Origin of the sequence: Mucilaginibacter celer (genome assembly GCF_003576455.2) — a bacterium.
GTDB lineage: Bacteria > Bacteroidota > Bacteroidia > Sphingobacteriales > Sphingobacteriaceae > Mucilaginibacter > Mucilaginibacter celer.
On record NZ_CP032869.1, the window covers coordinates 2554034 to 2577849 of the forward strand.

7 protein-coding genes are annotated in these 23816 nt (G+C 47.0%); 6 read left to right on the forward strand and 1 reads right to left on the reverse strand.

Going from position 1 to position 23816, the window contains the following annotated elements; genetic code table 11:
* The first annotated feature begins 60 nt into the window (after positions 1 to 60).
* From HYN43_RS10170 to HYN43_RS10190, 5 genes are read left to right on the forward strand one after another with little or no spacing between them, the layout of a single operon-like run.
* Complete coding sequence (locus tag HYN43_RS10170; RefSeq protein WP_119411592.1) at positions 61 to 3135, forward strand: SusC/RagA family TonB-linked outer membrane protein; 3075 nt, start codon at positions 61 to 63, stop codon at positions 3133 to 3135.
* Positions 3136 to 3152: 17 nt separating this feature from the next.
* On the forward strand, positions 3153 to 4868 hold the full coding sequence (locus HYN43_RS10175; RefSeq protein ID WP_119411593.1) for a RagB/SusD family nutrient uptake outer membrane protein: 1716 nt from the start codon (positions 3153 to 3155) through the stop codon (positions 4866 to 4868).
* Positions 4869 to 4888: 20 nt separating this feature from the next.
* Positions 4889 to 6262 (forward strand): sugar porter family MFS transporter, encoded by a 1374-nt coding sequence (locus tag HYN43_RS10180; protein WP_119411594.1) that lies wholly within the window; start codon positions 4889 to 4891, stop codon positions 6260 to 6262.
* Between the two features lie 17 nt (positions 6263 to 6279).
* The gene (locus HYN43_RS10185; RefSeq protein WP_119411595.1) at positions 6280 to 7752 is read left to right on the forward strand and encodes a glycoside hydrolase family protein; all 1473 of its coding nucleotides are present in this window, start codon (positions 6280 to 6282) and stop codon (positions 7750 to 7752) included.
* Between the two features lie 3 nt (positions 7753 to 7755).
* Positions 7756 to 8718 (forward strand): ROK family protein, encoded by a 963-nt coding sequence (locus tag HYN43_RS10190; RefSeq protein ID WP_119411596.1) that lies wholly within the window; start codon positions 7756 to 7758, stop codon positions 8716 to 8718.
* Positions 8719 to 8903: 185 nt separating this feature from the next.
* Here HYN43_RS10190 and HYN43_RS10195 read toward each other — a convergent pair whose 3' ends face one another.
* Complete coding sequence (locus HYN43_RS10195) at positions 8904 to 16859, reverse strand: T9SS type B sorting domain-containing protein (protein ID WP_162996402.1); 7956 nt, start codon at positions 16857 to 16859, stop codon at positions 8904 to 8906.
* Positions 16860 to 17243: 384 nt separating this feature from the next.
* Between HYN43_RS10195 and HYN43_RS10200 the strand changes: the two genes are divergently transcribed.
* The gene (locus tag HYN43_RS10200; RefSeq protein ID WP_119411598.1) at positions 17244 to 23618 is read left to right on the forward strand and encodes a T9SS type B sorting domain-containing protein; all 6375 of its coding nucleotides are present in this window, start codon (positions 17244 to 17246) and stop codon (positions 23616 to 23618) included.
* The last annotated feature ends 198 nt before the right edge of the window (positions 23619 to 23816 follow it).

Consider the following 23816-nt stretch of genomic DNA (forward strand, 5'->3'; position numbering starts at 1 on the left):
CATAGTTCTTTAAACGTTTAAAGAGCTATTCAAACCAATCAAAAAACCAATTTCCCGATTATGAAAATTAAATTATTACTCATCATTATGCTGCTGTGTGGGGCAGCATCAGCCCAGCAACGAAGCTTGTCGGGCACGGTAACCAGCAAAGATCTGGGTACCCCTTTGGCCGGGGTAACGGTTAAATCGCCCCGGCAAACCGTTACTACCGATAATAACGGTCGTTTTACAGTGAATGTAGCCCCTAACGAAACCGTTACGTTTACGTTTGTGGGCATGCAGGCGGTTAACTACACCTATCACGGCGAAACCAGCCCGGTAGCCATCCTGCTTGAATACTCATCAGGCAACCTGAACGAGGTGGTGGTAACAGGCTATCAAACCCAAAAGAAAGCCGATTTGACCGGATCGGTAGCCGTTGTAAACATGACCGACATAAAAAACGTGCGACAAGGGAATCCTATCAAATCACTACAGGGCCGCATTCCGGGTGTAAACATTACTTCAAACGGCGATCCGGGCGGTGGCGCTACGGTAAGGATCAGGGGGATCAATACCCTGGGTAATAACGATCCTTTGTATGTAATTGACGGTATCCCAACCAAGCGTGGTTTGCAGGAGATAAACCAGGACGATATCGAATCGATCCAGGTGTTAAAGGATGCCTCTTCGGCCACTATTTACGGTTCTCGGGCTGCCAACGGTGTTATCATTGTTACCACCAAGCGGGCAAAAAATGGGGTGCACCGTATAGATGTTAATGCTTCCAGCTCGATAGAATATTACACCACCAAGCAAAGCATGCTGAACACCAATCAGCGCGGCGAAGCTTACTGGCGGGCAGCATTAAATGATAAATTTAACCCCAACAATAACCAGATTTACCAATACGACTGGAATAACGATTTCAACAACCCGGTACTAAACCGCGTTATCCTGCCCGAGTTTATCGACGCGGCCAAAACCATGCGATCGGCAGATACCAAATGGTACGATGAAATTTCGCAGGCCTCGCTGCTGCAAAACTATAACCTCGCTTTTACCAATGGCAGTGAAAGGGGCAACTCCTATTTCTCGTTGGGCTATTATGATAACAAAGGCGTCGTGCGCGAATCGCGGGCTAAAAAGATCACCATGCGCCTCAATTCGGAATATAATTTTCTGAATGGCAAGCTCAAAATAGGCGAGAATTTTAATGCTACTTATGCCAACAACGTGCTGATCCCAACCGGCGATGTGCTTTTTACCGCGTTGGTGCAGCAGCCTATTGTACCGGTACACACCGTGAGCGGTGGCTGGGGCGGTCCGGCTTCGGGTATGACAGATCGCCACAACCCTGTACGCCTGATTGAAGACAACAAACAAAACAAAAACTATTTTGGTCGCATCATAGCCAATGCCTATGCCGATTTAACCATACTGCCGGGCCTGCATGCCAAAACCAACTATGGCGTTGATTATGCCGGCACCTGGCTGCGCACTTTACGAAAATCGTATGTATCGGGCTTCCTTACCGATCCTTCAAATCTGGTTCAAAACAGCCAGAACTATGATGGCAACCTCATTTTCCAGAATACCATCAACTACAATACCGATTTTGGCAAACACCATATCGATGCCGTGCTGGGCCATGAATCCATCCGCTTCATCAACCAAAACTTTTTTGCTTCAAGACAAGGCTACGCGCTCGAAAACCTGGACTATGCCTACCTTGATCGTGGTACCACCAATATCAACAATGGTGGTAACGGTACGGCCAACTCCCTGTTATCGTTTTTTGGCAAGGTAAACTATGTATATGCCAACAAATATCTCCTTTCGGGTACTTTAAGGCGTGATGGTTCGTCACGTTTCGGTGCCAACAACCGTTACGGTTATTTCCCTGCCGGATCGGCCGGATGGCGTATCAGCCAGGAGCCTTTCCTGAAAGATTCAAAAATTGTTTCAGATCTTAAGCTGCGTTACAGCTATGGCGAGGCAGGTAACCAGGAAACGGGTAACTATGCAACCTACAGCCTTTATTCGGCAATTTACGGGTTGAGTAATAACGATGTTATCGGCGGTACGGCTTATGATATCATCGGGGCCGGAACAGGCACACTACCATCGGGCTTTGTTAAAATTCAGCAGGAAAACCCTGATCTGAAATGGGAAACTACTAAGGAATCCAACTTCGGTGTTGATTTCGGGCTCTTCAATCAATCCATCACCGGTAGTGTTGATTATTTTATCAAAAACACATCGGGCATTCTCATCACGCCAGGCTACCTGGCCGTTATAGGCGAGGGCGGCACAAAAACATTCAACGGCGCATCGATGCAAAATAAAGGTATCGACGCTATTGTGAACTACGATGGCCGCATAACCTCAGATTTAACCTTCGGGATAAGCGCCAATTTCAGCAAGTACATCAACAAGGTAACCTACCTGCCTTCCGAAATTTATACTGCTTACGCGGGTAACGGCACCGACCAGATCATCGTTGGTAAATCCATCAATTCCATCTTCGGTTACGTAGCCGACGGGTTGTTCACTTCGGCCGACCAGGTTACCAACTCGCCCGCGCAGCCGGGCAAGGGTTTGGGCCGTATCCGCTTTAAAGACCTGAATGGTGATAACGTAATCAACGATCGCGACCGTACCTATATCTCCAACGGCAACCCCGATTTCCTTTATGGTTTAAACCTTTCCCTGCGCTGGAAAAATTTTGACCTCGCCGCCTTTTTCCAGGGTGTACAGGGACTGAAGGTTTACAACTCCTACAAAACCTATACAGATTTTTCATCGATATGGCCGGGTGGCAACTGGGGCACCCGTACATTGGATGCCTGGAGCCCGCAAAGGCCTAATTCAACCATTCCGGCGCTTACATTGGTGAATACTAACGATGAAAACCGTACTTCAACCTATTTCATCGAAAACGGATCGTACCTCAAACTGCGCAACCTACAGGTTGGCTATAGCCTGAAAGACGCGCTGAAAAGCATTAAAGTGCAAAACGCGAGGGTGTTTTTCCAGGGCGCTAATTTATGGACCATTAAAAGCAAGGGATATACGGCTGCCGATCCCGAAAATCCGGGCAACGGTTATCCCGTGCCGGCCATCGTAACGTTTGGTTTAGATCTGTCCTTTTAATTTAAAATGTAATGTATATGAAAACGAAAATATTGATCTGGGCTGCCCTGCTTACGTTTAGCTTCGGCTGCAAGAAGGCGCTCGACGAAACACCACAGGGCGTGGTATCCAGCAGCGATTTAAATACGCCGGTAAATGTGGAAAAAATGGTAATATCGGCCTATGCTACTTTGGGTAATGAAAGTATCCATACCTCAAACAGCTTGTGGCCCTGGGGCAGTCTGCGCAGCGGCGACGCCTACAAAGGCGGCGACGGCGCGGGCGACAACAGCGATTGGAACGACTATGAAACTTATGTTACCAACCGCCCAACCAACGGCATTACCGATAGGATGTGGGCGCAGTTGTACAACGGCATTGGCCGGGTTAACGATGCTTTGGTGAGGGTTAACCAAATCGACGCGGCATCTTTCCCCAACAAAGTATCTCGCCAGGCCGAGATGCGCTTTTTACGTGGGTACTATTATTTTATGCTGAAGATTTTGTTTAACCGCGTACCGTATTTTGACGAAAACGTTGCTAAGGACGAATACATCAAGATCTCGAACACCGATTTAACCAGCGACCAGCTTTGGGAAAAAATTGCCGGCGAGTTTCAGTTTGCGGTAGCTAACCTGCCTAATTCACAAGCCGATGTTGGCAGGCCTAACAAATTTACCGCCAATGCCATGCTGGCTAAAGTAAGGCTTTACCAGGCTTATAAGCAGGACGATAACCACAACGTTACCGGCATGGATGCCGCCAAACTACAGGAAGTGGTTACCCTTTGCGATGTGGTGATAGGTTCAGGAAAATATGGCCTTGCTGCTGATTTTGGGCAGAACTTTATGGCGCAGTATGAAAACGGCCCCGAATCTGTTTTTGCCATCCAGTATTCGCGGAATGACGGAACAACTTATGGGAGGATTGATTTGGGCCATTCCCTATCATACCCCATGAATGTGGAGTACGGCTGCTGCTGGCAACATATCCCCAGTCAGGATTTGGTAAACAATTTTAAAACCGAAACCAATGGTTTGCCAAAGTTTACGGGCTACAACAGTACCGACGCTTTATCGGGTAATGATTTTATCCTGGCCACGTTCGATCCCCGGTTGGATCATACCGTGGGCATCCCCGGTCACCCATTTAAATATGTGCCAACTTTTGTTTATCAAAACTCCTGGGCCCGCGCACCTGCCATTTACGGTTATTTTACCAGTATGAAGGATTTGGCGGCTTATAACGATGGCTCATTTCAGCGAATTCCGCCATTTATGTCGAGCTCAAAAAACTGGGAATTGATCAGGTATGCCGATGTGTTGCTTTGGAAGGCTGAAGCCCTGATTGAGCTTGGCCGGGAAACGGAAGCGCTGCCCATCATTAACCAGATCAGAACCCGTGCCGCCAACAGTACCGGGATGCTTAAAAAAGCCGACGGATCATTCGCTACCAACTATAAAGTGGCAACCTATCAGCCCGGTGTAAACTGCGTTTGGACACAGGCCTACGCCCGCGAAGCACTACGGAAAGAGCGCCGCCTTGAATTTGCCATGGAAGGTAACCGCCTGTTCGATCTGGTGCGCTGGGGTATTGCCGATACCTATATGAATAGCTATTTTGCATCAGAAAGCACCAAGCGTGCCCACCTTAAAACAGCTAAGTTTCAGAAAGGAAGGGACGAATACATGCCTATCCCTACCAACCAGATCAACTTCAGCAAGGGGTTATACAAGCAAAACCCCGGATACTAAATTGCTAAACACCAATTATAATGAAAATAAAAGCTAATGTACTCCTCATCGCTATCATCGCCGCTACCGGTGGTTTGCTGTTCGGTTTTGATACCGGCGTAATTTCGGGCGCTTTGCCTTTTCTGAAACAATACTGGCAGCTTGCCGATGCCGATATCGAACTCATTACCACAACGGTGCTTATCGGCGCCGTGCTTGGTGCGGTAACCAGCGGTAAATTATCAGATGCCATAGGCCGCAAACGGATGATTATTGCCAACGCCATTATATTTACCGTTGGCGCTTTCGGCTGTGCCTATGCGCCTAATGTTACCGTGTTGATTGTGATGCGGATTATTATTGGCTTTGCCATAGGCATCACCTCATACGTGGTGCCTATGTATATCTCCGAGATTTCGCCCAGCCGCGTGCGGGGTGGGTTGGTTACCCTTAACCAACTTATGATTACCATCGGCATCCTGGTATCCTACCTGGCCGATTACTGGCTATCAGACGATAGCAAGCCTGAATCATGGCGGTTGATGTTTTTAGTGGGATTTATCCCCGCGGTTATCCTGTTGGTGGGTATGTTCTTCTTGCCCGAAACCCCGCGCTGGCTTATCAGCAAAGGCCGCTGGGACGAAGGCAAAAAGATTATCGAAAAACTGGAAGATGCCGATATCATCGACAATACCCTTGCCGAACTGGAAAAAGACCTCCAAATGCAACGCGAGCAAAACACCAACTGGACCGAGGTTTTCAAACCCTGGCTGCGCGCACCGCTCATCATCACCGTTGGCATTTTCTTTTTTCAGCAGTTTTCGGGCGTTAATACCATTATCTACTATTCGCCTATCATTTTTAAAATGGCCGGGATAGTGAGCAATACGGGCTCCATTCTGCCGGCAATTATTATAGGCGGCGTAAATGTATTGGCCTGCGTGGTTTCTGTTTTATTGTTGGATAAGGTTGGCCGCCGCCGGCTTTACATGATCGGGATCTGGGGTATGATCCCATCGCTGGCCCTATTGGGTGCCTGCTTTCATTTTAAGGAAGAGCTTGGTGCAAGCCTGCCCGTGTTTGCGGTGCTGAGCATCGTTTGCTTTATCATTTTTATCGCTATTAGCCTTGCACCGCTGGGATGGTTATTGATATCTGAAGTGTTTCCGCTTAATGTGCGTGGGGTGGGCATGAGTATCGGCTCGTTGGCGCATTGGGGTTTTAATGCCATTATCGCCTTTACATTTTTAAAACTGGTAAACTCGTTAGGTGTCGATTTTACATTTTGGTTGTACGCGCTGGTATGCGTAGCCGGTTTGTGGTGGGGGTATTACTACATCCCCGAAACCAAAGGAAAAACACTGGAAGAAATTGAAGAGCACTGGAGAAAAGGCGGTTCGCCGCGTAAATTTTAAACTATAATATCTAAAACATGAAAAAACTTTCATTACTAATGCTGGCCGTAATACTGGGAAGCGTCGCTAAAGCGCAACTGGGTGTAAAGTACGATCCAAGCATCCAGTCGACAACAAGCATGCAGTATTTTAAGCCCAAAGGCAATCTTTTTGTGGGCGATTGCATACCTTTTGCCCGCAACGGTACTTATTACTACTACTGGCTGCTTGATTCGGCACACCATAAAAGCCTTAACGGTTTGGGCGGGCACCAGTGGGCGCTCAGTACATCAACCGATCTGAAAACCTGGAAACAGCACCCGCTTGTATTGGGTATTGATGAGCAATGGGAAAAATCCATCTGTACAGGTTCGGTTGTTTATCACCAGGGGAAATATTATGCCTTTTATGCTACCCGGTTGATTAATGAAGAAGGCCACGTGAACGAGCAATTAAGTTATGCCATCAGCAACGATGGTATCCATTTCGATAAGCAAAAGCCTAACCCGTTTTACACCTCGGCACCGGGTTACAGCAAACGCAACTTCCGCGACCCGAAGGTTTTTGTAGATCAGGCAGGCGTTTTTCATTTGTTTGTATCAAGCGAGCAGGAAAAACCGGTAATGCAATCGTCGGCGGGATGCCTTGTGCATCTTACTTCGAAAGATTTAAAAAACTGGACGGTGCAGGAGCCGATATTAACCGGCCAGCCGAGCGTGCCCGAATGCCCTGATTACTTTTTCTGGAAAGGCTGGTACTATTTGGTTTACAGCGATAACAGCCGTACCTATTACGTAAAATCAAAAAATGCGTACGGCCCATGGCAGGCACCGCGCCACCAGGCTTTGAACGAGGATTGGTCGAATGTGGTAAAAACTGCGGAGTTTAAAAATGATCGCCGTATTGCTGCCGCCTGGGTGCCTAACCGTAACGATAGCAAAGATGGCAACCATGAAATATTTGGCGGTAATTCCCTATTCCGCGAGGTGATCCAGGAGCCGGATGGTACGCTGGATACGAGGTTCCCGGCCGAAATGATTCCTTTAACCGATAATGCAATCGCGGCAAAGATCAACCCTAAGCTTATGGCTTCGGTTTTGGGAAGCGATGGAGCATCGATCAACGCCCCTAACGGCGTAGGTGCGGCGCGGATAGATCACATTCCTGATAATTGCCGCATTACCCTCGAAATTGAACCACAGGGAGCAAATGAAGAATTTGGCATCCTGTTAAAATCAGATGCAAAAGGTGATGATGGTTACCGGCTCAATTTTATAGGTACCGATGGTATTGTAAGCCTCGGTAACACCTCCATTACCGGTGTTGATTATCTGAATAAAACATTAAAAATTGATTTGGTAATGAAAGATGGGATCCTTGATGCCGATATCGACCATAAGCGAACCATCGTTAACAGAACCTATGAGCATAATGGCGATGTAATATGGCTGTATGCAAAACACGGAAAAGTTGTATTCCGTTCAATTAAAATCTACCCTCTAAAAAACTAACAAATGCTATTAGGTTTTGACATTGGCGGAACAAAATGTGCCGTATTAATTGGTGAGCAAACGCCCGGTAACATCCGGTTGGTGTGCAAGGAAGCCATGCCTACCGATTTGCCCGTTTATGAAATGATTGAGAAGCTGTTTGCCACAGCCGAAAGATTGCTCAATCAGCACCAGGTTGCCAAAACATCGCTCAGCGGTATCGGAATCAGTTGCGGCGGGCCGCTCAGCAGCAAAAAAGGGCTCATTTTATCCCCACCCAACCTGATAGGCTGGGATAACGTGCCTATTGTAAAAATGGCGACCGAGCGGTTTGGCCGCCCCGTGTTACTGCAAAACGACGCCAACGCCTGCGCTGTTGCCGAATGGAAATACGGTGCGGGCCGCGGGTATAACAACCTGATGTTCCTCACCTTTGGCACAGGCATGGGCGCCGGCCTGATCCTGAACGGCCAGCTTTACTCCGGCATATCCGATCTGGCGGGCGAGGTTGGCCACATCCGCCTGGCCGACCTTGGGCCGGTTGGCTTTGGTAAATCAGGCTCATTTGAGGGTTTTTGCAGTGGCGGCGGCATTGCACAGATAGGGCAGTTTAAAGCACGTGAAATGCTGCAAGTAGGTAAAGCGGTGGCTTATTGTCAAAACGTCGGCGATCTCCCATTAGTTACAGCTAAATCAATTGCAGAAGCTGCCTTTGCAGGCGATGAAACGGCTAAAGAGGTTTATCGTTTGTGCGGATATTATCTGGGCAAAGCGCTCTCGCTATTCATTGATATGCTGAACCCGGAACTGATTATTCTTGGCAGTATCTATGGCCGGGCTGAAACTTTGCTCCGGCCTGCTATGATGGAGGTGATTGAAAAGGAAGCCTATTTTGAATCGGTAGCAGCCTGTAGTATTGTACCTGCCGGGCTTACCGAAAGTGTGGGCGATATGGCGGCATTATCGCTCGCTACCATGTGTAGTTAAGCCACGTTGAAAATAATAGCAATCTAAAATTACAGTTAATTAAAATAATAAATTGATTATCAGTTTTATATAAACAGAAACAAAACTAAAAGTTCTCATTTATATAATTGGTTTAAGATAGCCGGTATCGCCGCGAGGGCATACCGGCTTATTCCTGATCGCATCTTATTTTTATCAATTACATTTTAATATTTTATAATTATATAACCCGATTTCTTATTCGTTTCGCCATTGTCTTTATATTCCAATAAATAAAAGTAAGTGCCGGGCTTCTGCATTACACCGGTAATGTTCGAATGTCCGTCGAACGTTTTGTTAGCATTATCGTAAGCCTTTGCTTCGTATATTTTAACGCCGCTTAAATTCAATATCGTTAGGGTGTTATCCGGATATGCTTCAAGGCCGTCAACAATAAGCACATCGTTAATGCCGTCGCCATTTGGCGATAATGCGCCTCTGACCGTTGGTTCTGTTTTTACATAAGCGATATTATCCGGAGTTTTAGCAGCCGTAGTTTCGATTCGGGGCTGGCTAATACCGGTTGCAGGTTTGGCGGTAACGGTAAGCGTGCCGTTAACAAAACTTATAACATAATTGGCGGCTGTTGCTCCGCTTACAATTATTGGGTAAGCGCCTGGGCTTGCGGTTGTGGTAGCCTTAAATATAGGTGGTGTGAGCAAACTGGTTGTTGTATCGCCATTTAAAAAGCCCGTATAGGTTGCCGTAAACACAGGGTTATCCGCACCCGATACTTTGGTTTTATTGCCGGCAGTTATAGTAAGAGGTGCTTTGGCAATAGATACGGTTATGCTTACCGGGTTGGCCGCGTTATAATTACTATTACCGGCCTGATTTGCAGTTATGATAACGCTGCCTGCGTTTATTACATGCAAACGTCCGTTAACAATGGTTGCTACCGAGGTATTACTGCTTACATAATTGCTTACGGTAAGTTTTGAACTTGCAGCAGCGTTTAGCTGAATATCAGCACTGCCGTACTTAACATTGGTAATAGCCGCAAAGGTAATGGTTTGTGTTGCCTTGCTTACGGTAAGTAACTGGCTTACCGGTGTTGCCGCTGCATATTTGCTGTTGCCCGTTTGGCTTGCCGTTATGGTGGCAGTACCCGCGCCGGTAATATGTACCACACCGTTTGTTACCGTAGCCACAGCGGTGTTACTGCTGGTATACGTCACCGGTAGTCTTGAACTTGAAAAAGCTGTAAGTGCAAAATCAACACTGCCGAACACTTTGGCAGTGAGGGCCGCAAAAGTGATAGTTTGAGCTGCCCTGCCTATACTGAGCTGCTGGCTTACTGCCGGTGCCGGGTTATAAAAATCATTACCGGCCTGGGTAGCGGTTATCGTAGCCTGTCCCCCGTTTTTAATCACAATTCTGCCTGCGCTTATTACGGCAACCGAGGTATCAGAGCTGCTGTAATCTACAAGTAGTTTGGAGCTGCTTATCGCCCCCGGAGTAATGGCCGCATCGCCAAACGTTTTTGGTGCAAGTGCTGCAAAGCTGATTTGCTGATCGCCTTTACCGATGCTTAGCGTACGGCTTACCGGTGCTGCGGCATTGTAATTGGCGCTACCTGCCTGACTGGCGATAATGGTTACACTGCCCGGTTTAAGCAGGGTAACCAGCCCGGTTGCGCCGATCCTGATAACCGAGGTATCCGAGCTTGCAAAACTGACTGCCAACCCTGAACCGGAGGTGGCTGATAACGTAAAAGGAGCATCGCCGAATTTTGCTGCCGGTAGCGCTACAAAATTGATGCTTTGATTAGCCTTGCCGATGTTGAGTGTCTGGCTAATAGTAAGCGCAGCATTGTAATTACTGTTTCCTGCCTGGTTTGCCAGTATCGTTGTTGTACCTGCCCGCAGGATATGTATCACTCCGTTATTAATCCGGGCTACTGTTGTGTCTCTGATGCTGAAGCTTACAGGTAAACCGGATGAACTTATTGCACTGATGGAAAAATCGCCGTCGCCGTATTGTTTGGATGGCAATGTACTGAAGGTGATGTTTTGTGGGGCCTTCCCTACCGTAAATGCGCGGGTAACCGGTACTGCTGCACTATAGTTGCCATTGCCGGCCTGTGTGGCAATAATATTGGTTATACCAGCTTTAATAATATGCACTTTCCCGTTAATGAACCGGGCTACCGTAGTATCGGCAATGCTGAAGCTTACCGGTAAACCGGCCGTGCTCACTGCAGATACATAAAAATCGGTATCGAGGTAATATTTGGCAGGTAAAGCCGCAAAGGTAATGGTTTGCACCGCCTTGCTTACCGTAAGCAATTGGCTTACCTGTGTGGCGGCTGCATATTTGCTGTTGCCCGTTTGGCTTGCCGTTATGGTGGCAGTACCCGCGCCGGTAATATGTACCACACCGTTTGTTACCGTAGCCACAGCGGTGTTACTGCTGGTATAAGTCACCGGTAGTCTTGAACTTGAAAAAGCTGTAAGTGCAAAATCAACACTGCCGAACACTTTGGCAGTGAGGGCTGCAAAAGTGATAGTTTGAGCTGCCCTGCCTATACTGAGCTGCCGGCTTACTGCCGGTGCCGGGTTATAAAAATCATTACCAACCTGGGTAGCGGTTATGGTAACCTGTCCCCCGTTTTTAATCACAATTCTGCCTGCGCTTATCACGGCGACCGAGGTATCAGAGCTGCTGTAATCTACAAGTAGTTTGGAGCTGCTTATCGCCCCTGGAGTAATGGCTGCATCGCCAAACGTTTTTGGAGCAAGTGCTGCAAAGGTGATCTGCTGATCGCCTTTACCGATGCTGAGCGTACGGCTTACCGGTGCGGCAGCATTGTAATTGGCACTGCCCGCCTGGCTCGCGGTAATAGTTGCGCTGCCCGGTTTACGCAGGGTAACAAGCCCGGCTGCGCTGATCCTGACAACCGAGGTATCCGAACTCACAAAACTCACCGCCAAACCCGAACCGGAGGTAGCCACCAATGTAAAAGGCGCATCGCCGAATTTTGCTGCCGGTAGCGCTGCAAAATTGATGCTTTGGTTAGCCTTGCCGATGTTGAGTATCTGGCTAATAGTAAGTGCAGCATTGTAATTGCTGTTTCCTGCCTGGTTGGCCAGTACTGTTGTTGTACCCGCCCTTAGGATATGTATTACTCCGTTGTTGATCCGGGCTACTGTTGTATCTCTGATGCTGAAGCTTACAGGTAAACCGGATGAACTTATTGCGCTGATGGAAAAATCGCCGTCGCCGTATTGTTTGGATGGCAATGTACTGAAGGTGATGTTTTGTGGGGCCTTCCCTACCGTAAATGCGCGGGTAACCGGTACTGCTGCACTATAGTTGCCATTGCCGGCCTGTGTGGCAATAATATTGGTTATACCAGCTTTAATAATATGCACTTTCCCGTTAATGAACCGGGCTACGGTGGTATCGGCAATGCTGAAGCTTGCCGGCAAACCGGCCGTGCTTACTGCCGATACGTAAAAATCGGTATCGAGGTAATATTTGGCAGGTAAAGCCGCAAAGGTAATGGTTTGTACTGCCTTGCTTACCGTAAGCAATTGGCTTACCTGTGTGGCGGCTGCATATTTGCTGTTGCCTGTTTGGCTTGCCGTTATGGTGGCAGTACCGGCACCGATAATATGTACCACACCGTTTGTTACTGTAGCCACCGCGGTGTTACTGCTGGTATAAGTCACCGGGAGTCTTGAACTTGAAAATGCTGTAAGTGCAAAATCAGCACTGCCGAACACTTTGGCAGTGAGGGCTGCAAAGGTGATGGTTTGCGCTGCCCTGCCTATGCTGAGCTGCCGGCTCACTGCCGGTGCCGGGTTATAAAAATCATTACCGGCCTGGGTAGCGGTTATGGTAACCTGTCCCCCGTTTTTAATCACAATTCTGCCTGCGCTTATCACGGCGACCGAGGTATCAGAGCTGCTGTAATCTACAAGTAGTTTGGAGCTGCTTATCGCCCCGGGAGTAATAGCTGCATCGCCAAATGTTTTTGGAGCAAGTGCTGCAAAGGTGATCTGCTGATCGCCTTTACCGATGCTGAACGTACGGCTTACCGGTGCTGCGGCATTGTAATTGGCGCTACCTGCCTGACTGGCGATAATGGTTACACTGCCCGGTTTACGCAGGGTAACAAGCCCGGCTGCGCTGATCCTGACAACCGAGGTATCCGAACTCACAAAACTCACCGCCAAACCCGAACCGGAGGTAGCCACCAATGTAAAAGGCGCATCGCCGAATTTTGCTGCTGATGGCGTTGCAAAATTGATGCTTTGATCGCTTTTAACAACTGTAAGCAGTTGTGTAACTTTTGTGGCTGCCGTATAATTATTATTCCCCGCCTGTGTGGCCGTTATTGTTACCGTCCCTACTTTAAGCGGTCGTATTTTGCCTGCCACTATTTTTGCCCTGGTGGTATCGCTTGAAGTAAAACTAAGTGCTAAGCCCGAACTGCTGACAGCGTTGGGAATAAAATCGGCCGAAGCAAATTGTACAGGCTGCATAGCAGGGAATGTTATTGTTTGCCCGCCCTTGCTTATAGTAAGCAGCTGCGTTACCGCATTTGCGGGATAATAACTTTCATTACCAGCCTGTGTTACCGTAATTGTTGTTGTGCCAACCCCTTTCATATGCAGTAATCCGGCTGCGCTTATCGAAACAACTGTAGTATCGCTGCTGCTATAAGTAGGTTTTAATTTGGACGATATGTACAGGCCCGGCTCAAAATCGGCAGTGCCAAAGGTTTGGTAGCCGTAACTTTGTATGGAGATATATTGATACTGTTTATAAATAGTAAGGGACTGTACAACCGGGGTGGCGGCATTGTAAAAATTGTTTCCCGGCTGGCTTGCTGTAATATTCACAACCCCTGCTTTAAAAGGGAAAATCTGGTTTGATGAAACTTTGGCGATAGTAGTATCGGCACTGCTAAAAATAACCGGCAAACCTGATGATGCGCTTGCTTTGGCTGTTGTGCCCGAAATGTAACCATAGGTGATACTCTCCAAAGGATCGAATGAAATGCTTTGATTCCCTTTGTTAATGGTTAAAATACGGGTTAGGCTGGTTGCTTTATTGTATGCTTCGTTGCCTGGTTGCGAGGCCGTTATATTAACCTTGCCAACACCGGTAATATGAACTTTGTTATTTATAATGTTAGCGATGGTTGTATCGCTGCTGCTGTAAAGTACAGGTAATCCGGCATTGGAAGTGGCACCTGCGTCGAAATCTGCCATCCCGTAAGAAACGGGAGCCGGAGTTGCAAATGTAATAACCTGAACCCCTGGCGATGATACGATTAACAGCTGCGAGGCAGTTGCTTTTGCATATTTTGAATCGCCGGCCTGGGTAGCTGTTATTGTTACCGAGCCTGTAGATAAAATATGTATTTTACCATTTACCAGGCTCGCCACTTTAGTATTGCTAAACGTGTAAGCAACCGGCAGGCCCGAACTGCTTGTTGCTCCCGGATCAAAATCAGCAGCATTGGTGGTTTTTGCAGGGATGGATGCAAATGTGACGGTTTGATTTAACTGGTACACAAATCCGCTTGCCGATGCCGGTCCGCCGGGTGTCACAACCGTAACATCGCCGCTTGAACCGATGCCCACCACCGCCGTGATCTGTGTATCCGAGTTTACCACAAATGATGCCGCAGCCGTTCCTCCAAATTTAACAGAACTGGTGTTTGTTAAGTATTTACCCTTGATTATTATACTCGTTCCGCTTACCGCGTTTGCCGGACTAAATGAGCTGATTTGGGGCGCAACCATGTTTATAGTGACAACATTGGAAGTATCAGTCAAGGGGCAGTCGCCGCTTCCGGTTACTATACATGAGATATGCTCGCTTCCCTTTAATAATGAATCGATATAGGTGGCCTGGTTTTGACCAACGGTAACCCCATTCTTAATCCAACTGTATAAAGGTTTGGTACCGCCATTTACTACTTTGGCAGTAAAAGTAACTTTTGTTTTGGGGATAATAGTAGTTGCTGAAGCCGTGATGGTAGCCTGGGGCTTTAATTGCGGCTTTATTCCCATTACAATACTGTTAGAGACAGCAGTGCGCGGAACTGTGCAATCTGTATTGGTAGTAATGATACACCTGATGGTATCCGTAGTAGTAAAACTTGCTGTATAGGTAAGCGCGTTGGTACCGGTATTTTTACCGTTTCGCAGCCATTGATAGCTTGCATAACTCCCCGGGTTTACCGGGGTTGCGGTAAAAGTTACCGGTGTGCCGGGACATACCGAACTTGCAGAACCTGCTATGCTGATACCTGGTTTAATTACCGGATTTACCGTCATTACCAGGCTGTTTGAAGTAACCTGGCCAATACTGCATGCATCGCTGCTGGTTAACAAACAGGTAATTACGCTATTGTCGGTTAAAGTGCTATCGGTATATGTGGCGGAATTAAAACCCACATTTATGCCATTTTTTTGCCACTGATATACGGGTTTATCGCCGGCATATCTTGTTGCCGAGGTAAAGGTTACCGGGGTACCGGCGCAAATGCTGCGGCTGCTTGTGGTAATAGCAATTACCGGTGTTAAACGGGTACTGTTTTGTTCATAGGCACCCATATCAGGGTTATCAAGCCAGGCAACTCCGCGAATATCGCTCGTTGGGCCCTGCGAAACCAGTGTGCCGGCATTTATAGCAGGCGAACTGCATGGCAACAGCATTAAACCATCGTCGGCGGTACCCCACACGTTATCGCTACCAATAAGATTGCCTGTATTAACAAATACCGGATCGGCATTTAAATTACCTGTGCCGGCGTATCCTCCCTGTACAATTGAGTATTTGACCTGGGGAAAGCTCTTTTCAAAATTATAGATCGGGTTATTCGATCCCCATAAAATATCACCCCATAAATACGGACTCGCGTTAAAATTGCTTATTGCCGGTTGGGCATAAAAGGTAGAGTTAACAATTACCGGCGTACAGGCGTTTGATGTTACTGTAGAGTTTGTGGTAGAGGTGTTGTATATAGCAGGCTGGTTATTACCGGTGAATAAGCAATTATAAATTTCGGTTGTAAGGCTCATTCCCCTCGAATCATTTACAATTGAATTGCCCTGGTTTTGATAGAAGACAGATTTTTGGATGCGGGGCCTTGTTAACGACACCTGGTCGTAACTAAAAAGTACGATATGTACGGTGGAACTGCCATAATTATTAGAAAACACGCAATTGGTTATCACCGGATTGGGAGCCCAGGTAGCAATCTTGTTGCCCGCATCGTTGTAAATATCTTCGCCGGCCATATAAATGGCCGACCCGTAACCCGCCGTATTATTAGTAAATTTACAATTAGTAATTGTTGGGTTACTTGGCCCGTGCGATCCGTACGAAGTGGTGTTTTCCCGGGCACAGGCAATAGCAATAGCGCCGCCGGCTGCTGCACCTCCGGTAACTGCTGTGGCGCTGGCCGTATTGTTTGTAAACGTACAGTTGGTGATATTTGGGCTGCTATGTAGTATATAGATGCCAGCGCCCTTACCTGCCAGGTTATTTTTAAATGTTACATTATTAACGGTTAGCAGATTATCGCCCCCCGATACCCAAAGAGCTCCTCCAACCCTGCCGAATGTGGTAAGCACCGTAGCCCTGGTTGTCATGGTTACACCATCGATAAGGGCAGGTTCGGTAAGATCAAGCGCGTACATGAGCTGGTAAGAAGCACCTGTTAATAATGTTATGTTTACAGACGGATCCCGCTGACTTAACTGTGTTTCGTAACCTGCAAATCCACCATAAATACTAACCCCCGATTTGAGTTTATAAGTACCCGATCCGTTTATGATAGGATTATAAGCACCTGCGGCTATCCAAAACTGCATTCCTGATGTTGCGTTAAATAACGCACTATGCAATTCATTGGTACTGTAGGCGTTTGCCCAACTACTGCCGTTTTTCAGGCCGGCACCGTTTTGAGTAACGAATACTATTACCGTTGGTGCCGGTTTGATATTAACTTTATGCAGATTTGCTGAATTACTATTCTCAAATTTTTTGCTCTTACTATTTACAGGAGCAACCTCCGCCCTGGCTATCGGCATACATAAAGTAATTAAAATAATAAAGGAAAATAGCTTTTTGAAGGTTGAGGGGTAAAATACTAACATATTGATAAGGCTTTTGCGCTACGTATATAATGCATTGTAAATTTGCATGTTAAAAAAAAGTAGCACAATACCGTAAAACGGGTATTTAAAATTGCGGATAGAAAAATAGGTTTCGGAAACCCGCTTTTTGCAATGAGATTTTTTAGGGGTTAAAGTTTCCTGCAGATTAATGATTTTGTCTTCAAAAACGCAGTCCGGTATCTCTCCCTAAAGCAAAAATTGAAATTTGAAACTTACTGTATGTGTGGACAGCGGCACTTAATTTTAATTAAACAGAATTTACCGTCACAAAAAATAGCAGGTGTTTTAATTTAACAATTAAAGTAATAACTTCATACCCGGTTACCCCGCAAAACCAAACCATGTTTTTCACCTGACTTGAGCATGAGTAAATCATTACTTCTCCTAAGTATGGTATCGGTTTTTTGCGCGCCTTTAAAGCCTAAAACCGAGCCATTAAATTATAATATTAGCTGTGGGTACACCAACGTAATTTTTCACCATGGAGGATCGGTTAGTAAAATTAAACCGGCCTTTGCCACGCCATCAATTATTGTAAGTGTAGCGAGCGGAACAACGTCGGCCTGCGTGGGCGCTGCAGCAACAGGCATGCAGCAATTTACGGTATCGGGCAACAACCTTACCGATAATATTACGGTTACGGCTCCTGCCGGTTTTGAAATTTCGGCTAATCCGGCCGGTGGTTTTAGTAATTCTTTTTTCTTTGTTACATCCGGCAGTACCGTAACTCCTAAAACAGTGTATGTACGCGTGGTTACTTCAGCTACACCGGCTAATTTATCGGGTGCAGTAAACTTAACTTCGGCAGGGGCAGTAACAAAGAAGGTAGCTGTAAAAGGTACTATTAACGCTTTACCCGCTGTCGACCCGATATCCGACCTGGTTTACGCCAACGGTGATCTGACAGCCTGGATAAACTTTACCGGTACCGGTAATACTTTTTACTGGACAAACGACAGGCCATCTATTGGTTTGCCTACCAGTGGTACCGATAATATTGAACCTTTTAAGGCTGTAAATACCGGATCGAGCCCGGTTATAGCTCACATCAGCGTTACGGCAAAAAAAGCCAATGTTGCCTATATCCCCGATTTTAATACCAGCACCGTTTTGGCGGTGAACACCATCAACAATAAAATTATCGATACCATTCCGGTGGGACCTGCCCCGGGTTGGGTTGCTATAAGCCCTGATGGCAAAAAAGTGTACGTGGCAAACCTGGGCAGTAACACTGTTTCGGTTATTAATACCGCAACTAATGCGGTGAAAACCGTACCAACGTTTGATACGCCCACAGGAATGGTTTACAGCAAAGATGGTACGCGCGTGTATGTTGCCGGTGCAACAGGCCAATGTACGGTAATTGATGCGGTGAATGATGTAGCACTTACCTCCTTATCATTTTTTTCGGGCGCCGCAGGGCTGGCTATAAGTAATGATGGTAAGTGGCTTTATACAGCCAATTACGCCATGGGCGATGTACGGGTGTATGATACAGCAACAGGTGCCGATTTGGGTAATATTCCCGCACCGGGGGCCAACTATGCAGTTTCAAGTCCGGACGGCAGGAAGATTTACGTTACAGGAAGTTATTCCAATTGCATCTACGTAATAGATGCCGCCACCGCTTCACTTTCGGCAACCATTAATATTCCATCCGGCGCTGCGGCTATAGCGGTAAGCCCGGATGGCAGCCGCATTTATGTTACTAACCAGGCTGCCGGAACTGTTTCGGTAATTAACGCCACAAACAACGCGTTTATGGTTGCCTTGCCGGTAGGAAAATCGCCCGAAGGGATTTCAATAACGCCCGACGGAAAATACGTGTATGTAGCGAATGTGGATGCGGGCACCGTATCCATCATCAACACTGCCGATTATACCGTGGCTGCAACCATATCCTGCGGCCAGTATCCACGGGCGCTGGGCAGTTTTATTACTCCGGGTATTAACGATTGCCTGGGTAATCCAACTAATTTTAAAATTACGGTAAATACCTCTCCTACCACCATCAGCCCCGGCGCGGTTGGCGGCCTTATTACCACATGTATAGGCTCGGCTTCAACAACGTTTCAGCAATTCACGGTATCGGGCAATAATTTATCGGGTAATATCACTGCCACCTCTCCGGCCGGATTTGAGATTTCATTCAGCCAAACCAGCGGCTTCAGCAATGTGCTAACTCTTATCCAAAGCGGCGGTGCGGTAACGAATAAAGTGATCTATGTGCGCGCTAAAGCAGCAGGTACGCCGGCCAACCTGTCGGGCAATGTGCTTTTAACCACTCCCGGTGCATCCGACAAAAATGTAGCTGTGAAAGGCGTGGTGAATGATTTGCCTGTTACAGATGTTATAGATGATAAGATCTACAATAACGGCGATGTAACAGCCCCCATCGAATTTAAGGGCACAGGAAATACTTACAACTGGATTAACGATCAAACTTCTATCGGCCTTGGCGCAAGCGGCACGGGCGATATACCATCTTTCACGGCCACAAATACCGGTACAGCCACGGTAAAAGCCAATATCACGGTAACTTCCTCGTCTGATGATTATTTGTACCTGGTTGGTACCGGCGGTATGGTGCTGGTAAATGCCAGTAATAACAAGCAGGCAGGAACCATAAATACCGGGGGGCTGGCTACAGTAGGCACAGCCGTTAGCCCCGATGGCAAACTGGTAGCCATTACCGATGTAGATGCCAATACCGTTAAGTTTATTAATACAACCACCCACAAAGTGGTTTCTACCGTTAATAATGTGATCTCACCTATAGGCATCTGTTTTTCTCCGGATGGTAAAAAAGTTTATGTAGCTAACGTAAATACGGCCAACATGACCATCATTGATGTAGCTACGGGCGCTGCCTCAACAGTTTACGTAGGCTGGGCACCCTACGGCCTGGCGGCAAGCCCTGATGGTTTAAATGTTTACGTTGGTTGCATAGGTGAAAACGCGGTGATAGCCGTTAATACCCAAACCCGGCAGGTAACACCCATTAAAGTAAGTTTCGGCCCAACGGGCATTGCCGTAAGCCCGGATAACAGCCGGGTGTACGCCACCAGCGCGCAGTACAACGGTTTACTGAAGGTGATCGATGCGGCGGCGAAAAAAGTAATAGCTACTCTTCCAATCGGCGATGTATCTACAGGTTTGTGTGTTAGTCCGGATGGTAAACGGATCTATATTGCCAATACCAAAAGCAATAATGTGATGGTGGTAGATGCAGAGAGTATCAAAGTTATAGCAACCATACCGGTAAATCACGAGCCTGTAGGCATCACCATAACTCCTGATGGAAAAAGTGTATATGTGGTTAATGACCGTACCAATATTGTAAATATTATCAGTACGGCTACAAATACGATAACCGGCACCATCACCGCAAAGCAACAACTGGGTAAAAGCTTCGGAAACTTTTTTGTGCCCGGTACCGGATGCTCAAGCCTATCTAAATTTACCATAACCGTAAACGTAACCGCTCCTGCTATTACCGCGGGTGCGGTAACAGGCAATATATCGGCCTGCCTGGGTTCGCCATCAACAGATACACAACAATTTAAAGTTTCAGGAAGCAAGTTATCAGCTGATATCACGGTTACGGCACCAGCCAAATTTGAAGTTTCGCTAAACGAAACCAGTGGATTTGCCAGTTCGCTAACCATACCGCAGGTAGGCGGAACAGTAACCGACAAGGTGGTTTACGTACGCGCGGCAACATCAGGTACGGCCGGTAATTTTACCGGCGATGTGGTGTTGAGTTCTATTGGTGTGCCCGATGTTAAGGTTGCTGTTAACGGTATAGTTAATGATTTACCCACTGTGAACCAGGTTATTGATAAAAATTTTAATAGTGGCGAAACTACAACCCTAATCCAGTTTACCGGCAATCAAGCCGCCACAACTTACAACTGGACGAATGATAATCCCGCAATAGGCTTACCGGCGAGCGGCAGCGGCGATATACCCGAGTTTACCGCCGGTAATAATGGTTTAGCTGTTATTACTGCAAATATTACGGTTGTACCATCAACCGCTTCATGTACAGGTGGCTCCATGACTTTTAAAATTAATGTTAAACCTGCCGCCCCATTGTTAACGGCCGGCCCTGTAAGCGGTATTATAACGGCCTGCGAGGGCTCAGCATCGGCTGATCCCAATATCCAGGAGTTTACAATTAGCGGCACCAGTTTAACCGGCGATGTTATCGTGGCGGCCCCTGCAAACTTTCAGTTATCATTAAGCCGTAGTACGGGCTATGGCGGTACATTAACGCTTACACCGAATGCAGGAAAGCTTAACAGTACTAAAATTTATGTGCAATCTGCTTCTGCGGCCCCCGCGGGGCATATTTCGGGAGATATTATATTATCCACTACCGGACTTGCTGATCAAAAAATTCCTGTTGATGGCCATGTAACCGCCATGCCGGTTATGGCGGCCGTGTCATCGCCAACTTTTAATAATGGTGAACTTACTACTCCAATCCAGTTTAACGGGGCCACCACCTATACCTGGACAAATGATAACCCGGCTATAGGCTTAGCTGCCGGCGGGAGTGGCAATATACCTGCATTTACAGCCACCAATAACGGACAAACGGCAATTACAGCCAATATCATGGTAATACCATCAAATGGTTTATGCGATGGTAACCCTGTCCCTTTTAAAATTAACATTAAACCAACCCCGCCGTCTTTAACGGCAGGCGCGGTGAGTGGCAATATTACGGCATGCCAGGGCTCGGCATCCACCAGTCCAAATATTCAACAGTTTGTCGTTAACGGCAGCAATTTAACCGCCAATATCCTGGTAACAGCTCCAGCAAATTTTGAAGTATCATTAACCACTAATACCGGGTATACCACCACCTTAACGCTTACGCAAGTGGCCGGGAAAGTCAACAATACCAATATTTATGTACGGTTGGCGGCTACAGCGCCTGCAGGCTATATCTCAGGTAACGTGCTATTATCTTCTGCCGGGGTCACCGATCAAAATATCGCCGTTGATGGTGATGTAAGCGCTTTGCCTACGATGGCTGCGGTATCATCGCCAACTTTTAATAACGGTGAGCTTACCACTTCAATCCAGTTTACCGGAGCCACCACCTATACATGGACAAATGACAACCCGGCCATAGGTTTGCCTGCCAATGGCAACGGCGATATACCGGCGTTCACACCCGTTAACAACGGAGCATCCACCATTACAGCTAATATCCTGGTTACACCATCAAATGGCTCGTGCAGCGGTAATGCTGTATCTTTTAAAATTAACGTTAAGCCAACACCACCATCTATTACGGCCGGCATAATGAGCGGCAGTATAACAGCCTGCGAAGGCTCGGCATCGGCCAACCCTAATATCCGGCAGTTTAGTATTAGTGGCAGTAACCTTACCGGCAATATCCGGGTAACAGCGCCCGCAAATTTCGAAGTATCATTGAATCTCAGTTCCGGGTATGGCAACACCCAGACCCTTACGCCAACAGCCGGTAAGGTTAATAATGCTACTATTTATATCAGGTCGGCAGCTACGGCACCGGCAGGCCATATTTCGGGGGATATTACCCTATCTTCCACAGGTATTGCCGATCAAAAAGTTTCTGTTGACGGCGACATAAACGCTTTGCCTGTTATGGCAGCGTTGCCATCTCCAGCTTATACTAATGGCGACCCTGTATCACTTATTCACTTTACCGGGGCTACAACATACAGCTGGACAAATACTAACCCCGCTATCGGCATTGCATCCGCAGGCAACGGCGATATAGGGCCATTTACGGCTGTTAATAATGGGCAAACGCCGATTACTGCCACTATCACCGTTATACCCTCTAACGGATCATGTACCGGTGCTCCGGTTAGTTTCAGTATTACTATTAAGCCAACCGTGGCGCCGGCTATTACATTTTCGGGCAATTTATCGCCGCTTACTACCATTTATGGTACATCATCTTCAACAGGGAGTTTCAGCGTATCGGGCACTAATCTTACATCAGGCGTAACGGTCACTCCGCCTGCGGGCTTTGAGTTGAGTACCGATGGCGTTAATTTTAATAACACCGTTACTATTGGCGGCCCAGGTACGCTTAATGCTACTACGGTTTATATCAGGCTGAGTAAAGCTACCGGCGTTGGTAACTATTCAGGTAACATCGCATTAAGCACAGGTGGAACAAGCAATAACTTATCAATGCCGGGCAGCATAGTTACACCAGCTTCGGTAATTGTTAAAGCTGATAACAAAACACGGCCTGTCAATTCCCAAAACCCACCATTTACGGTTAAATATATCGGGTTTGTAAACAACCAGAATGAATCGGTTCTCACCAAAAGTCCCTTATTGGGAACAGACGCTACGTTGGCCGCTGCTGCGGGCACTTATCCTATTTACTTTACGGGTAACGCCGAAGCTGGTAATTACACCTTCACGTACATTCCGGGCGTGCTCACAATAACGCCTGCCGGGGTTTTGGTGTATAATACTTTTACGCCAAACGGCGATGGCAATAACGATACCTGGGTTATTAAGAACATCGAAAATTATCCCAATTGCACCGTAAACGTATTTAATCGCTGGGGTGCCAAAGTATTTTCGTCTGTAGGATACGGCCAGCAGTGGAATGGCCAGCTTGGCAGTAACCCGGTGCCGGTTGGTACATACTATTATGTTATTAACCTTAGCGATGGTTCACCGGCTAAGGCTGGTTGGGTGGCGATACTTAGATAAAATACATTAAACCAAGTGGGATATTCATCAATAATAGATATAAAAGCAAAATTTCAGGGGAAACTAACAGATACTGCTTTCTATCGCTATAAATTTAATAACCGTTCCTTAAACCAACTGAAACATAGCCACTTGCCAAAACATGGTAAAACATCGGCCAAAATCAGATTTTTATCGTAAATTAGGGCTGAAATAAAA

Excerpts from the sequence above, each read along its gene's own strand:
- HYN43_RS10195 (WP_162996402.1), bottom strand. The coding sequence starts at position 16,859 with ATGTTAGTATTTTACCCCTCAACCTTCAAAAAGCTATTTTCCTTTATT.
- HYN43_RS10175 (WP_119411593.1), top strand. The coding sequence starts at position 3,153 with ATGAAAACGAAAATATTGATCTGGGCTGCCCTGCTTACGTTTAGCTTC.
- HYN43_RS10190 (WP_119411596.1), top strand. The coding sequence starts at position 7,756 with ATGCTATTAGGTTTTGACATTGGCGGAACAAAATGTGCCGTATTAATT.
- HYN43_RS10180 (WP_119411594.1), top strand. The coding sequence starts at position 4,889 with ATGAAAATAAAAGCTAATGTACTCCTCATCGCTATCATCGCCGCTACC.
- HYN43_RS10185 (WP_119411595.1), top strand. The coding sequence starts at position 6,280 with ATGAAAAAACTTTCATTACTAATGCTGGCCGTAATACTGGGAAGCGTC.
- HYN43_RS10170 (WP_119411592.1), top strand. The coding sequence starts at position 61 with ATGAAAATTAAATTATTACTCATCATTATGCTGCTGTGTGGGGCAGCA.
- HYN43_RS10200 (WP_119411598.1), top strand. The coding sequence starts at position 17,244 with ATGAGTAAATCATTACTTCTCCTAAGTATGGTATCGGTTTTTTGCGCG.